This window comes from Phycisphaerae bacterium (genome assembly GCA_018003015.1).
GTDB lineage: Bacteria > Planctomycetota > Phycisphaerae > UBA1845 > PWPN01 > JAGNEZ01.
Genome location: JAGNEZ010000003.1, coordinates 113,607 through 128,162, shown reverse-complemented (window position 1 = coordinate 128,162; position 14,556 = coordinate 113,607). Strand labels below are relative to the sequence as shown.

The following is a 14,556-nucleotide window of genomic DNA, read 5'->3' as shown; positions in this document are numbered from 1 at the left end:
ATCTGCCTCCCAGAGGTCACTCCCGTGTACCCGGCGGCGGCTCTTCGGGCGGCGATTCCTGACTCTCCTCCTCGGGCAAACGGTGCATCGCCCAGACATCCCCGTTCGGCGTGGCCGCCGGGGGTTTGTGCAGCAGCCACTGCCGGAATCGCCTGCTCCAACGCAGAAAGGCCAAGGTACCGACGGAAAACACGCCGAGAATGACAAGCATCAAGAAAAGAAACTGCCGGATCGCCTGGGCCCACGAAGATCGTTGCTCGGCGCTCATCGTCGTCACCGGCTTGGTGACGGTCTCCATTTCCTCCTGTTGACGAAGGCTGAGGATGAAGCCGAGAATGATCAGGCCCGCTCCGAACAGGACGAGGATCAGAGCAGTGCGTTGACGGCGGTTTTCCTCGACGCCGGCCATCCGAAGACTTCCTTTCACCAGCCCAGCCCCTGACGGGGCAAATCCTCACCCACCATGCGCAGTTGCTCATACAGCTCTCGCTGCCGCGGGGTGAGCGATTTCGGGGGAACGATCCGAACCACGGCGAACAAGTCGCCCGGCGGCTTGTCGCCCGGCGGTTTGACCCCTTGGCCTTTGAGCCGAAGCTTCGAGCCGCTCGGCGTGCCCGGGGGTACGGTCAGGACGCTCTTACCCTCCAGCGTGGGGATCTCGACCTTGGTGCCCAGCACCGCTTCGCTAATCGTGAGGGGCAATTCGAGGTAGATGTCATGGCCCATGCGTCGGAAGAACGCGTGCGGCCGGATGTGGCAGACAATGTAAAGGTCGCCAGACGGACGGCCCGGAACACTGGGCCCGCCCTTGCCGCGGACGCGAACCCGCTGGCCCTCGGCCACACCCGGGGGAATCTTCACTCGGACGGCTTCCGCCACACCCCCGCCCGCCGGGGTCAGCTGCAGATCCAGGGCCGTGCCGTGGACCGCCTGTTCGAACGTCAAGCTGACCGGGTGTTCGATGTCCTGGCCCGCGTTCTGGTAGCCCTCGGCCGCCTCTGAGGTCCGATCACGCCCCCCACGACCGCTGCGACCACCGCGTCCCCGTCTTCCGCCGAAGAACTGCTCGAAGATGCCATCGGCGGCGCCCCCGCCGCGCCCGCCGCCGCCCAATCCGCCGAAGCCGCCCTGGCCGGCAAAAACCTGGAACAGGTCCTCCAGATTCTCCACCGGGATGTCCGGGCCACCGCCGTTCCGCCAGGTATAGACGTGCTCGTGGGCCGGACCCGAACGCCAGCCTTGCGGACCTTCACCCGAACGCGGCCCGGTGTAACCGAACGTGTCGTACCGCTGACGCTGCTGCGCATCGCTGAGCACTTCGTAGGCCGCCTGAACCTCCTTGAACCTGGATTCAGCCGTCTTGTCGTCGGGATTGCGGTCGGGGTGGAATTTCTTGGCTAGTTTGCGGTAGGCGCTCTTGATCTGGTCAGGAGTTGCACTCCGTGAGACACCCAGCACTTCGTAGTAGTCGCGCTCAGCCATAATCGTGCTTCATGCCTCCAGCAGTACGAATTATAGGATTACCCAAGAGCGTTGCAAAGCGAGGGCGCGCATCCTACGATCGGGGCCGCCATGGAACCGCAACCAGGTAGGATCCGACTTGCCGCCGGCCAGATCACCGCTCGGCTGATGAACGAGGCCGGCGCCACGCTCGCGTCCATCGAGCAGGCCATGACCCAGGCGGCCGCCCGGCATGCTGAACTGCTCATCCTGCCGGAATGTGCTTACCCCGCCTATCTCCTCGGCTCGATACGCTCCTACCGTGAAGGCGACCATCTGAGCAGTGAAGCGTTCGTGGCCTGGCTGGCCCGGCGGACCGCAAAACACCGCATGACCCTGGTCTGCGGGTTCGTAGAGGACACCGGGGCGGCCCTGCACAACACGGCCGTGGTCATCGACCACCGCGGGTGTGAGGTCGGCCGGGCGCGCAAGCGGTTTCTGTGGAATGCGGACCGCGACTGGTACACTCCAGGTGACCAGATCCGGGCGTTCGACACGCCGGTCGGGCGGATCGGCGTGGCCATCTGTGCTGAAGCCCGGGTGCCGGAGATCATCGCCACCCTGGCGGCCGACGGAGCGGAGCTGATTGCCCTGCCGACCTGCTGGATCAATGCCGCCCGTAATCCGGGGGAATACGAGAATCCGCAGACCGGCTTCATGATCGAGGCTCGGGCTCGGGAGTTCGGGCTGCCGTTCATCTGCGCCGACAAGGCCGGCATGGAGATGCCGGGTACCAACTACGTGGGCATGAGCCGCATCGTCCGAGCGGACGGGTCGGTCGCCGTCGAGGCCCCGCCGGAAGGTGATGCCGTGATCGTCGCGGAGCTGCCGCGCGGGGCCTCCCGACGCGTGTGGGTAGCGGATGCGTGGCGCGAACGGCTGCTTGACGATCGGCCGCCGGTGCGGCCCGCGAGCGGCCAGGTGCGTGAGGTCACCGTGGCCGCCGTGCCTACCCAGGTGATTGAGGGCCGATTCACCGGCGGCATGGGCGAGAACCTCCTCCAACCGCTGCAGCGCCAAGGGGTCGAGGTCCTGCTCGCGAACATGACCCGGGAGGAATCGGCCGAGCGGTTGGCGATGCTGGCCAACGCCTTTGGCATTCGAGCAGCGACGTTTCCCGTGCGGACCGACTTGTTCACGTTGGGGCCAGCCCGGGTGGGGTGCGTCTCCGGGCAGGCGGTCCGATCGTTCACCGGGCCAAGATGCCTTGCCCTGGAAGGTTTGGAGATCCTGCTGGTCTTCGATGCGCCCGAGGATCTGGCCCTGCTCCGAACCCGGGCCCTCGAAAACCGCGTCTTCGTCGCCGGCGCAAACCGGCAGACCGGCGTCGTCGTCGGTCCGGACGGCGCGGTGCTGGCCCATGCCTCCGCGAACGATCCCAGAGAAGCCGTCGTTCGAATCGACCTTTCCGCGGCCGGCGACAAGAACGTGGCCCCCCGGACCGACATCTTTGATGAACGCCGCGTGGCGCTGTATCGTTTTTGAAAGGAGGAACTCGCACATGCGACAGGATACGTACCCGATCGTGTTTCCCGCGCTGATCGCCGGTGCTCTCATGCTGATCATCGGTATCTGGTTCGAGCGGGTGGGCGCGAGCGACTCCGACTTCTACAACAACTCGGTCGAGGTATTCAACTGGATTATGCGGATCGGTGGCGTGGCCATGCTGATCGTCGCCGCCCTGGCGTGGACCGGCTGGCGGGGGGCGTTCCTGGTGGACGCGGTCGCTTCGGGCCTGGTCGGACTGGCCCTGGGCATCGAGGCATTGATCTGGCTGTCGCAGGGTGATATCCCGAACGGCGTCCTGGTGCTCATCTTCGCCCTGATGTTCCTCAACTCCGCCCGGCACAGTTGGCTGGCGAGCCAAACCTCCGCCGGGGAGGACACATCGACGTCGGGCACGCCTACCGAACCGGCTCGTGAACCCGAAGACGAGGATCGCTGATCCTGGTTTGACCCGCCCGGCTGCGTGCTCTACAACATCGGCATGAGTTCTCTGAGCTACGAGCAGACCGGCGTCAACTACGGCACGCTGGACGCCTTCAAGCGGGCCTGCCAGAAGCAGGCGGCTACGACGGCCGGCGCGCTGGGTGGCCACGGACTGTCCGAGCCGACCGGCATTCGCGGGGAGAGCGCCTACCTGGTCGAGACCCCAACCGAGTACTTGGCCCATGTCGAAGAAGGTCTCGGCACCAAGAATCTCGTGGCCGACGCCATGCTCAGACTCACCGGGCGGAGTCTGTATCGCCACGTGGGCATCGATACGGTAGCCACAATCGTCAATGACCTGATTACCATCGGGGCTCTGCCAATCTCCGTGGCCATGCACGCCGCCGTCGGCGACGCCGCCTGGTTCGAGAATGCCGCCCGTGCGGAGGACCTGGCGGCCGGGTTCGCCGAGGGATGCTTGCAGGCTAACGCCGTCTGGGGCGGCGGGGAGACGCCGGCGCTCAAGGGCATCGTCCGCCCCGATACCATCGTGCTGGCGGGGTCAGCCATCGGACGAATCACCCCCAAGTCCCACCGAATCGTCGGCGACGTGCGCGACGGTGACGCCATCATCCTGCTGGCCAGTTCCGGCGTACAGACCAACGGGCTGACCCTGTGCCGTGCACTGGCGGATCGGCTGCCGGAGGGTTACCTGGCTCGCATCGACGATGGCCGGACCTACGGCGAGGCCCTGCTTGACCCGTCGGTGATCTACGTGCGATTCGTGGCCGCCTGTCAGCAAGCGGGGATCCGCCTGCACTACGCCGCCCACGTGACCGGGCACGGCTGGCGCAAGCTGATGCGCTTGGAAGAGCCGTTCGTTTATCGCATCACCGAAACCCGCGAGCCGCCCCCGGTTTTCAGATTCATCATGAAGGTCGGGCCGGTGGATGTGCGCGAAGCCTTTGCCACGTTCAATATGGGCGTCGGGTTCGCGGTCTATGTCGCCCCGGAGCAGGCCGCCCCGTGCGTCGAGATCGCCGGGCGAACCGGCTACCACGCCTGGCAAGCGGGCGAAGTGCGGCAACAGGGCTCGCGCAAGGCAGTGGAGATCGTGCCCCTCGGCCTGACCTTTGAGGGAGACACGCTCCAGGTCCGGTGAGTGCGGCGAGCCTTCCACGGAGGATCCGCCTCATGATCCGATTCACCCCAATGCTCGCCGTCGCTTTGTCGGTTTGCATACCCCTTTCAACCTCTTTCGGGCAAGATGAGTCGAAAGGACCTCAGAGCCGGCCGGAGGCGGTGAGTCTCGTCCGCAATGGCGCGTTCTCGATCGTCAAGGATAACAGGCCGGAGGGATGGCAGATCGCCGGCGACGAGCATGTCACCCAGCGGCTCGACGTGGAGACGGTGGAGGGCAATCCCTGCGCGAAGCTGACCTGTACCCGCTGCGAGGGCAAATCCGGGGCGAGCCACGCGATGCTGGCTCAAGTCGGGCTCATCAGCCTGGAGAAAGGCAAAGTCTATGAGTTCTCCTGCCGGGCTCGGGCCGAGGGACTTGCCGGCGGAAACGTGAACGTCGCCATCAACGACACGCGTTCATGGGAGTCATGTGGCTTGCAGGCCGGGCTGCCCGTCACGCCCACGTGGCAGGAATTCCGCCGCGTCTTCCGGGCCACCGCATCCGTCGGCCGGACCAGTCGGCTGCAGTTCTGGTTCAACGAGCCGGGCACATTCTATCTCGACGAGGTGAGACTCCTCGAGACGGCGGGTCAGCCGATCGAGTTCACCGACAGGATCGTCCCCGCGGGCGGCCGCAATCTGGTCCCCAATGGCTCCTTCGAGCTTGGTGCGGCCGGATGGTCCTCGCTGGGCAGGAAAGTCGGTTGGGGATCTCTGGCCGGCCTCCACGGGAATATCGAGACCTCGGGTGGCACTTCGGGACCGTCGTTTCTGCGCGTCTCCCTCGGCGGCGAACGGACACCGGTTCTCTACTTCGATTACTTCAAGCCGACCGTCCATCACGAACGGCAGCCGCTGGCCGCTCACGTCGGGTGGATTCCGGTGGAGAAGGGCGCGGCCTATACGATCTCCTGCGACATGCGGGCGAGCGCGAACGGTGTCCAGGCGATTCTCGGCGTGCGTTCGCAGAATCCCGAGGGCAGCCCGAAGGACCTGAGACAACAGGTCACGCTTTCCAATGCCTGGAAGCGATATGCCTTCACATTCCGTCCCCCACACCGATTCGTTTTCGCGACCGTCGGGCCGGACGTGACCGAGGAACGAGACGTCAGCGTCGATGTCGACGCGATCCAACTGGAGCAAGGCGAGCGGGCCACGCCCTTCCAGCCGAGAGCGGCGGTCGAGGCGGCGTTGGATCCGCCAGGCAACTCGGGCGTTTTCGAACAGGGTGAACGCATCGCACTGCGCCTGCGGGGATACAACGATTCCCCATCACCCGCCAACGTGAAGGTCAACTTCGAGGTCCGCGATTTCTTCGATCGGCCGATCACGCTTCCCGCGGAATCACTGGCCGTGCCGGCCAGATCGGCGGCCGAGCGCGAGATCCGCCTTCCGGCTGAATGGCGGGGATACTGCCGGATCCTGGCCCGGTTCGACCTGGGAAGCCGGATCGAGTCCCGGATCCTGTCGCTCGCGATGGTTCCCAGGCGAACCGCGAGCGACACCGTGCTGGGCATCAACCATGCCTTCGCCAGCGCCGATCTCATCCGGCTGGCCGGCATGGCCGGGGTCTCGTGGTATCGCGACTGGTCCCTCAAGTGGCAGGACATCGAGCCGTCTCCAGGCGACTTCCATTGGCAGGCAGCGGACGCTCAACTGAACCGCGTGCTGCGCGCGGGGGCAGAAGTCCTGCCGTTGCTTCCTCCTTTCCCTTCGACAAGCTGGTCATCAGAGGCACCGGCGGACCTGCCGGTTGAGGGATACCCCGGTGTTCGGCTGCGACAGTCCTGGGGGCCGAAGGAACCCAGGTACTTGGCCGACTTCGCCGAGAAGACCGTGGGCCGATACCGGGATCGGATCCATGTCTGGGAGTTCCTCAACGAGCCGATCTACACCGACTACGCCCTCCCCGGCCAACGCGTCCAGGGCTATCCCGGCAAGCGCTACACGCCGGTCGACTATGTCCGGCTGTTGAAGACCACCGCGGCCGCCATGCGCCGGGGTGATCCCGGCTGCAGGGTCATCGGCGGCATCGCCGGCCCGCCTGGTCTGATGACCCGTGAGGTCATCGAGGCCGGCTGCCTGAACTACGTCGACATCTTCAATCTGCATGCCTACCCGGGTCGTGGCCGCCCCGAGGGCTTCATCGCGGAAATGGACGCGCTGGCCACGCTTATGGACCAGCATGGTGGGCGCAAGCCGATCTGGATCACCGAGGTATCCTACTACGCGGTGGACGATCTTCCGTGGCGACCGTTCTTCGAGAATGGATGGTCGTGGGTCAGCCCACTGGCGAACGAACGACAATGCGCCGAGTACACCATCCGGCTGTTCACCATCATGCTCGGCCGAGGTGTCCAAAAGCTCTTTCTCCATTCAGGAGCCAACGAGGCGGTGAACGAGTGGGGATTCGAGTGCTGCCTGTTCTCCCGCGGCGGCGCTCCCCGCAAGGTGTTTCCGGCCTTGGCCGTCTTCACCGACCTGCTGGGTCCCGAACCGGTTTTCGTGGGGGAGAAGAGTTTGCCCGGGTCCGGTCACTGCTATGCCTTCGAGTCGCCAGGGCGATCGGTGCTTGTCCTCTGGCGGGAAGACGAGTCGCCGAATGGGACCATCACCATTCCGGTTGAGGCGCGGTGTTTGGACCTGATGGGTAGCCCGGCAGCGACGATATCGGTCCTGCCCACACCGTCGGTGGTCTATCTGGTGGGTTCGCCGGGCAGGGCGAAGCAGTTGCTCGATTCCCTCGCTAGGGGAAACCTGCCCGGATGACCCTGGCGCACAACCCGCCACCTGCCCTTGCAGGGTCCGACGGACAAGCCGACCCTCCAACAAGCCGCGAACAGCGCCAGGGCAATCAGGCGGCTGGAACTTCGCTGACCCCATGAATTGGCCGATATATATGCCGCCGGCGCGTGAGTCGGCGAAATTCCCCCCCGCCTTCGGAGAGGAGTGTACGGAATGAAAAGAGTATCCCTGCTGTTGTCGGCGATCTGGGTTCTCACCAGCCTGCCGGTCTCGGCCGCAACGCTGCATTGGGATGGCCTGGGCTCAGGCCTCGGCGGCGCCCACAACACCCCGCCCACCAGCGGCGTTGGCTACGGCTTGCCATACTTCTATCGCTGGTCCGCCGAGATCGTGTTCGACCAGGTGACCGGTGTTCCGGGCTACGCCGGCGATCGACTGGTGACCTTCTGCCTCGAGTACGACGAGCCGCTCTACGGCGAGAACCACTTCAATGCCGCAATCGGCAGCGGTGCGGTCAAGGGCGGATTGAGCGGCCAGACGCTGCCCAACTATGACCCGCTGAGTGAAGAGTCCGCGTGGATCTACGATCAGTATACTGCAGGCAACACGTTCGGCATCAGCGACGTCAATCAGCGCGCCGCCGCCGCTCAGGAGGCCATCTGGTCCTTCGAGGGCGAGCTGGTCAACCCCTCCCAGTACGCCGGTACCTCGAGTATCAAGGCGGCGGCCGGCGCCGCCGTCCTCGGGGGCTGGCACAACACCACCGTCAGCGTCCTGAACCTGACCTGGGCCAGCACCGGCCAGGACGGACAGGACGTCCTCATCCAGATCCCCGAGCCCATGAGTCTGACCCTCTTGGCTCTGGGCGCGGTCATCGCGTGCCGCCGTCGCAGGGCTTGATCGCTCGCCGAGAAAAACACACCCCAGACTTGGTCAAACCGGCCGGATGCCAGACGGGCTGTCCGGCCGGTTCTGCCTTGTCGGCACGGTTGCTGGTGCCCACTCGCCGTGCTGGCTACCATGATCAGCCGGCGGCGTTGTCTTGCGCGACGGGGGGCGACATGCGGAACGGCGATGGTTCGATGCGGCCGCCGGGGCGGGAGATGTGACGCCACCGCGGGTTAGCCGCAACTCCCCCGTCCGCGTCTTCACCAGCCCGGGAAACGGAGTCGGCAGCATGAGCACGTCCCCTGCAACAGCGGCCCCGAAACGCGTTGTCATGACCGGTGCGAGCGGCTTGGTCGGATCGGCCTTGTCGGCCTTCCTGGCGGCCAAGGGCCAGCAGGTTGTCCCTCTGGTTCGACGTCCGCCCCGACCCGGGTCCAGCGAAATCGAGTGGGATCCGGTCCAGGGTCGCATCGACCTCGGCGCCCTTCAAGGTGTCGATGCCATCGTCAACTTGGCGGGTGAGAGCATCGCGGCTGGCCGCTGGACCGCAGGCCGGAAGAAGACCATTCTGGAGAGCCGCCTCCAGGGCACGCGACTGCTGGCCGAGGCCATGGCTCGACTCGAGCCGCGTCCGCAAGCGTTCATCTCGGCCTCGGCCGTGGGGTACTATGGACACCGGGGCGAGGAACAGGTGAGCGAGGACAGTCCCGCTGGATGCGGTTTCCTGGCCGAGGTCTGCCGCCGGTGGGAGCAAGCGACCACGGCCGCTCGCGACGCTGGCGTACGAGTGGTTCTCCTGCGCCTCGGTGTCGTCCTGTCTGCTCGCGGGGGAGCCCTGGCCCGCATGCTGACGCCCGCCAAGCTCGGTCTGGGGGGACCGATCGGCAGCGGTTGCCAGTGGATGAGCTGGATCGGACTGACGGATCTGGTTCGCTGCGTGGAGCACCTGCTCGCCAACGATGTCTTGAGCGGCCCGGTCAACGCCGTTTCGCCCCATCCGGTCACCAACGCCGAGTTCACCGTCACCCTGGGTAAGGTGCTTGGCCGCCCCGCCATCCTGCGAATGCCGGCCATGGCGATAAACCTGCTGTTCGGTGAAATGGGCCGTGAACTGCTCCTGTCAAGCACTCGCGCCGAGCCGTCGCGACTGCTGAGCACCGGCTTCTGCTTCACACATCCCGATCTGACATCCGCACTTCGAGCCGAGTTGTCCATCTGAAGACGATCGTCCTGTTGACAAGGCCGCCACCAACATGTCAACATGAATTACCGTGGGATGAATCTGCACCCGCCTCCGGGGTGTCAGGATGGAGCCGAGGTGACGATGTTGAAACGAAGCCAACCAGTGCTCGGATGGTGGGTGGTGCAATCGGCTTTCGTCGCGGCGCTGGTCACGTCGACGGCGATGGCGGTCGACGTAAGCGAGAAGCCATTTCAGATCGGCTCGCGGTTGATGTTGTTTCTCGATCGCGAGCTCATTGCCGGGATGAAGCACGCCACGTTGAGGCTGCACAGTCCGATCCCGCGCGGGGTAGTGTTTGCATTCGATCAAACCTGGGAGGGGGGGCAGAGCGCGTATGTCACGATTCTGAAGGACGGCCGGCGGTTCCGGATGTACTACCGGGGCGGAGGTGACCTGGGTCGCGAGTGCACCTGCATGGCCGAGAGCGATGATGGTATTCGTTGGGTCCGCCCCAAGCTCGGCCTCTTTGAGCAGGGTGGCTCCAAGGACAACAACATTATCTGGATGGGCAGAGGGAAGGCCTACGACGAGTGCCACAACTTCTCGCCGTTCATAGACTCGAATCCCGCGGCCGGGCCGGAAGAGCGATACAAGGCGGTGACGCTGGCTCGGCCGGGGGAAGGTGAGCAGAAGCGGAACGTGCTGGTGGCGTTCGTGTCCGCCGACGGCATTCACTGGAGGCGTCTCCAGGACGCCCCCATCATCACCGATGGCGCGTTCGACTCGCACAACACCGCTTTCTGGGACGCGGCGAGAAGGCAGTACGTGTGCTTTCTCCGGGCCAGTCAGCAGGGCAAGAAGAGTATCGCCCGGACGACGTCGCCGGACTTCGTTCATTGGGGCAAGTCGGAGTTGCTGGACTTCGGCGACACGCCGATCGAACACTTCTACACCAACGGTATCGTGACCTACTTCCGAGCGCCGGAGGTCTATCTGGGTTTCCCCATGCGGTTCATTCACCCCAGGGACCGGGATACCATCGGCTTCAAGCCGCGAAAGACAGACGGTTTCTCGGATGCAGTCTTCATGTCCAGCCGGGACGGGCTGCATTGGGACCGGACGTTCATGGAGGCGATGATCCGGCCGGGCCTCGACCCCAAAAACTGGGGCGGGGCCCACGGCAACAGCACGCCGTCGTGGGGGATCGTGCAGACCAGCGACACCGAGCTGTCGATCTACTGGGCGGAACACTACGACAACTACCCGGCCGACGAGGTCATGCCTCGGCTACAGCGTGGGACGTTCCGACTGGACGGCTTCATCTCCGTCAACGCTCCTTACGCCGGTGGCGAAATGGTGACCAGGCCGCTCGTGTTCTCGGGCAGCAGCCTGGTCATCAACTACTCAACCAGTGCTCCCGGCAGTGTCAAGGTCGAGGTTCAGGATGCCGAGGGCCTGCCGGTGCCGGGCTTCGCGCTCGATGACTGCCTTGCGATCTGGGGTGACGAGATTGAGCGTACCGTCGCCTGGAAGAAGGGCTTTGACGTGAGTGCGCTGGCCGGCACACCGGTGCGGTTGCGGTTTGTGATGGTGGATGCGGATCTGTATTCCATCCAATTCCGGCCGTAGGTCCGCTGGTCGTTCGGAGTTCGCCCGCGCACCTACCGGTGAAGGCCCCACGGCTGCTGTGGGTCCGCTCGCTGCTGGTCGGCGACGAAGCCCTTGTGGTGCTGGTGGTCAACGACAACATGGCTTCCGATCGATTGGGCACGATCATCCGACCGGTACAGAAGGCGGTGCTGGGTATCCAGGTGCCCGGCTGGATCACGCCCGCAGACGTGTTCGACATCGCCGCCAACGGCATGCGATGTCCGGTGGAGCCAGGATAAGGGCACGGTCTCGGCCGATCTTGAGACCGTGCAAGTGACGCGGATGCTGGTCGTGGCCAAGGACACCGATCTTCGTGGGCAATTGAAGGCCCTCTACGAACGCGACTTCGCGGAACACGCCCGAAAGCTCTTGGCTCAGACGCTCCCAAAGCCCAAGGAGAAGTGAATCTCGGTCCGCCCGGGCGGAGGATGAGACGCCTTCCTGCCCCGGTTCCGTGCTCGCCGCAGCGGGTCCTCCCGACGGCGTTCTGCCCGTTCCCGGCGGCGATAAGGCGTAAAACGCCCAACGGCGAACGCTGCGGACTTGATCTCCGGGCGTTCGCCGTTGACGCAGTAGATTTTGGCTCTCGGCGCCGTCAGCTTCGCGGGCCGATGCCTAGGCCCGATGAGGGCCTCTCTTAAAAGAAACGCACTCGGCCGCCAACAAGGCGACCTGTCGTTAAGGTCCGTTCAAGGAGGCAGAAACCTCCTTCACACGAGCACATAGAACGACACTCGGCCGCTCCCTCGCAGTAACCCCCACTCCCCCCTCCGGGATATGCGGGCCTCGCGGGCCGGCCGATGCACGCTTTTCGCTCTCCGCTTCTTCTCTCCTTGCCCCCAGCCGTCATGCTCACGGAGGAGCGCGCTCTCCCTCGCCGGAGAAATCGACCAGACGCATAGTTAACGGGGATACGGATACCCCCGATTGGCTGTGCCGCAACCACGGGTGATCCTTGCTCGGGCGGTCGTCGAACTCCGGTCCGCGCCCCCGGGGGGTACGCGTGCCACCAGCCACCCCGGGTGGCCCCAGGTCCTGATCCTGGCCCATGATTTCCGGCATCTGAGGCATCGTTCAGACCCTCATCAAGCCATTAGGAATATACGTCACGTTTCGGCCCCGGGCAAAAAAGGATCGTGACTTTCGGCTCTTGGCCCTCCTGCAGCCCGGCGTGTCCCAGATCGTCATGCTGCCCGTCGTTTGGTCCGGCGGCTGATCAAGCGTAAGATGGGTAGGCCGGTAGTGGTGCCGGCGCGTCTTGTAGGGAGAACGTGGTTTGACTTCCTTGCCCGTCCTGCCGCCAGAGCATCATCCTCGGCCGCAACGCCGCTTACCGCCTTGGCTCAGGCGCCCGTTGCCCAGCGGCGGCCAGATGGCCGGTACCGGACGCATCGTCGCGGAAAGCGGTGTTGCCACGGTGTGCCAGGAAGCCCGGTGCCCCAACCTCACCGAATGCTGGTCGCATCGGACCGCCACGTTCATGATTCTCGGCAACCGCTGTACACGGCATTGCCGCTTCTGCGCGGTGACGACCGCCCGTCCCGAGCCGCCGGCAACCGACGAGCCCGATCGCTTGGCCGAGGCGGTGGCCCGGCTTGGGCTGCGGCACGTCGTCGTGACCGCCGTCGCTCGCGATGACTTGGAGGATGAGGGCGCGGGCCAATTCGCGGCCTGTATTCGCGCGATTCGAGGGCGCGTTCCGGAGGCTTCGATCGAGGTTCTTCCGGCCGATCTCCACGCCCGGCCGGAGTGCATCGCCCTCATTTGCGACGCGCGCCCGGATGTCTTCAACCACAATCTGGAAACCGTCCAACGATTGACACCGATCGTGCGCCCGCAGGCAAAGTACCACCGTTCTCTCGCCGTGCTCCGCCAAGTCCGGGAGCGATGTCCGGAGATGACCACCAAGAGCGGCTTGATGGTCGGGCTGGGTGAGAGCCAAGACGAACTCCGCCAGACGCTGGCCGATCTCCGGACTGTCGGCTGCGACCTGGTCACCATCGGGCAGTATCTGCAGCCGACGCCCAAGCACGCGCCGATCGCACGCTTCTACGAGCCCGCCGAGTTCGACGAACTCGCACGAGTCGCCGAGGCTCTCGGATTCTCCGGCGTGGCCTCGGGCCCGTTCGTGCGGAGCAGCTACAACGCAGCCGAGGTCTTTGACCGGGCGAAGCGATAGCGTACCATGCGGTCATGAATCAACCCTGTTACGACCTTGTTGTGCTCGGGGCGGGGGTCGCGGGCGCGACCTGCGCCGGCCTGGCCCAACAGCGCGGACTCCACGTGACCTTGGTCGATCCCGTTGATCCCGGCCGGCCGACGCCCGCTCGACCCGAGTGGATTACGCGGCCGGTACTCTCGATCCTCGACGAAATGGGTGTTGCCCCCGCGGCCTTTGCCGGCAAGCCGATCTCCGGCGCCGTGTTCCACAATGCGGATCTGGAACGAACGGCCGAGGCAAGCGAGACGGAACCGCCTGCGTTCCGAGTCGACTACGGTGAATTGAATCGGTCGCTGGTCGAACAGGCCGTCAGCTCAGGCGCTCGGGCGGTGTTCGGAGTGGCGCCCGGCAAGGTGCAGGTGCGCGAGCGCGCGACGCTCGTCCAGTTCGGGAATGGCGAGACGATCCAGGGGCGTTTCCTGGTCGTGGCCAGTGGTTGTGGCACGCCGCCGGACGCCGGCGATCGTTCCGAGGGCCGCTGGCTCGCCGCGCATCAGGGGCGGACCTCGAAGGACGGGGGCGATGACCGGCTTCACTGGGCTCTCGGGCGTCACGGCATCGTGTGGTGGCAGACATCGGAGCAGCTGGTGGTCACCCTGTGTGCGTCCGGCAGCCGCGAGAATGTCGCAGCCCTGTTACGGGACTTCCTCGTCGAAGGGCGTGAGGCCCGGGTGTTGCCGGCGACGGTCGGCGATGCCCAGATCATCACGCGTCCCGCACCCGCGGTTTCAGCACTGGAAATGGACTCGCTGGTCGATAAGGGTACCTTGCGGATCGGGGATGCGGGGGGGTTCGTGTGCTTCGCCAGCCTGGAGGGCATCTACCCCGCGATGTGGTCCGCGAAGCTCGCGGTGAGTGTGCTTGCGGAGGCCGTTCGCAGCGCCCAGCCTCAAGATACGCTTCAGGATTTCGACCGGCTTTGGCGGACCGCGATGGCCGAGTATCTTCGCCCCCCGGACATCGAGACGCCGTTCCTCCTTCCGCTGGTGTTCTCAAATCGGCAGATGGCTGCGCGGCTCGCCGCAGCTTTCTGGCGAGGTCAGCGAACCGAGTAACGCGTTCTCTTGGACACCGGCCCGGCCCGTGCCTAGAATCGGGTGTGGAGCTGGTGGAAGACGAACATCAGAACCACGGGGTGCACCTCTGAGCTGCCCGGCGATCGGGGACCCATCCCCTGCTCCGGTCGGGTCGAAGGCCTGATGAGGGATCTCGCTTGGGCCTGCAGGGTGGCCTTGCAGCATTTGCAGGTGATGCATGG

General features: G+C 65.2%; 13 protein-coding genes. 11 read left to right on the top strand and 2 right to left on the bottom strand.

What is annotated here, in order from left to right; translation table 11 throughout:
* Positions 1-16: 16 nt before the first annotated feature.
* Complete coding sequence (locus tag KA354_02335; protein MBP7933463.1) at positions 17-409, bottom strand: hypothetical protein; 393 nt, start codon at positions 407-409, stop codon at positions 17-19.
* 14 nt (positions 410-423) lie between these two features.
* Complete coding sequence (locus tag KA354_02330; protein MBP7933462.1) at positions 424-1,482, bottom strand: J domain-containing protein; 1,059 nt, start codon at positions 1,480-1,482, stop codon at positions 424-426.
* Between the two features lie 90 nt (positions 1,483-1,572).
* Here KA354_02330 and KA354_02325 point away from each other — a divergent pair, with 90 nt between their 5' ends.
* From KA354_02325 to KA354_02275, 11 genes are all read left to right on the top strand, one after another.
* Entirely contained in the window at positions 1,573-2,985 is a 1,413-nt protein-coding gene (locus KA354_02325) for a hypothetical protein (protein MBP7933461.1), read from the top strand.
* Between the two features lie 16 nt (positions 2,986-3,001).
* Complete coding sequence (locus KA354_02320; protein MBP7933460.1) at positions 3,002-3,445, top strand: hypothetical protein; 444 nt, start codon at positions 3,002-3,004, stop codon at positions 3,443-3,445.
* A gap of 42 nt (positions 3,446-3,487) precedes the next feature.
* The gene (locus KA354_02315; protein MBP7933459.1) at positions 3,488-4,591 is read left to right on the top strand and encodes a phosphoribosylformylglycinamidine cyclo-ligase; all 1,104 of its coding nucleotides are present in this window, start codon (positions 3,488-3,490) and stop codon (positions 4,589-4,591) included.
* A 32-nt stretch (positions 4,592-4,623) separates the two neighbouring features.
* Positions 4,624-7,380 (top strand): hypothetical protein, encoded by a 2,757-nt coding sequence (locus tag KA354_02310; GenBank protein ID MBP7933458.1) that lies wholly within the window; start codon positions 4,624-4,626, stop codon positions 7,378-7,380.
* 189 nt (positions 7,381-7,569) lie between these two features.
* Complete coding sequence (locus tag KA354_02305) at positions 7,570-8,256, top strand: hypothetical protein (protein MBP7933457.1); 687 nt, start codon at positions 7,570-7,572, stop codon at positions 8,254-8,256.
* 277 nt (positions 8,257-8,533) lie between these two features.
* Positions 8,534-9,463, top strand: a complete 930-nt coding sequence (locus KA354_02300) for a TIGR01777 family oxidoreductase (GenBank protein ID MBP7933456.1) — start codon at positions 8,534-8,536, stop codon at positions 9,461-9,463.
* Between the two features lie 105 nt (positions 9,464-9,568).
* Positions 9,569-11,056 carry a hypothetical protein gene (locus KA354_02295; GenBank protein ID MBP7933455.1) on the top strand — a complete coding sequence of 496 codons (1,488 nt, stop codon included), beginning with the start codon at positions 9,569-9,571 and terminating at the stop codon, positions 11,054-11,056.
* A 38-nt stretch (positions 11,057-11,094) separates the two neighbouring features.
* Positions 11,095-11,316 (top strand): hypothetical protein, encoded by a 222-nt coding sequence (locus tag KA354_02290; protein ID MBP7933454.1) that lies wholly within the window; start codon positions 11,095-11,097, stop codon positions 11,314-11,316.
* A gap of 28 nt (positions 11,317-11,344) precedes the next feature.
* Positions 11,345-11,482 carry a hypothetical protein gene (locus KA354_02285; protein ID MBP7933453.1) on the top strand — a complete coding sequence of 46 codons (138 nt, stop codon included), beginning with the start codon at positions 11,345-11,347 and terminating at the stop codon, positions 11,480-11,482.
* 871 nt (positions 11,483-12,353) lie between these two features.
* The gene (gene lipA, locus KA354_02280; protein MBP7933452.1) at positions 12,354-13,256 is read left to right on the top strand and encodes a lipoyl synthase; all 903 of its coding nucleotides are present in this window, start codon (positions 12,354-12,356) and stop codon (positions 13,254-13,256) included.
* A gap of 14 nt (positions 13,257-13,270) precedes the next feature.
* Positions 13,271-14,353, top strand: coding sequence for an NAD(P)/FAD-dependent oxidoreductase (locus KA354_02275; GenBank protein ID MBP7933451.1), 1,083 nt, complete (start codon positions 13,271-13,273; stop codon positions 14,351-14,353).
* Positions 14,354-14,556: the final 203 nt, after the last annotated feature.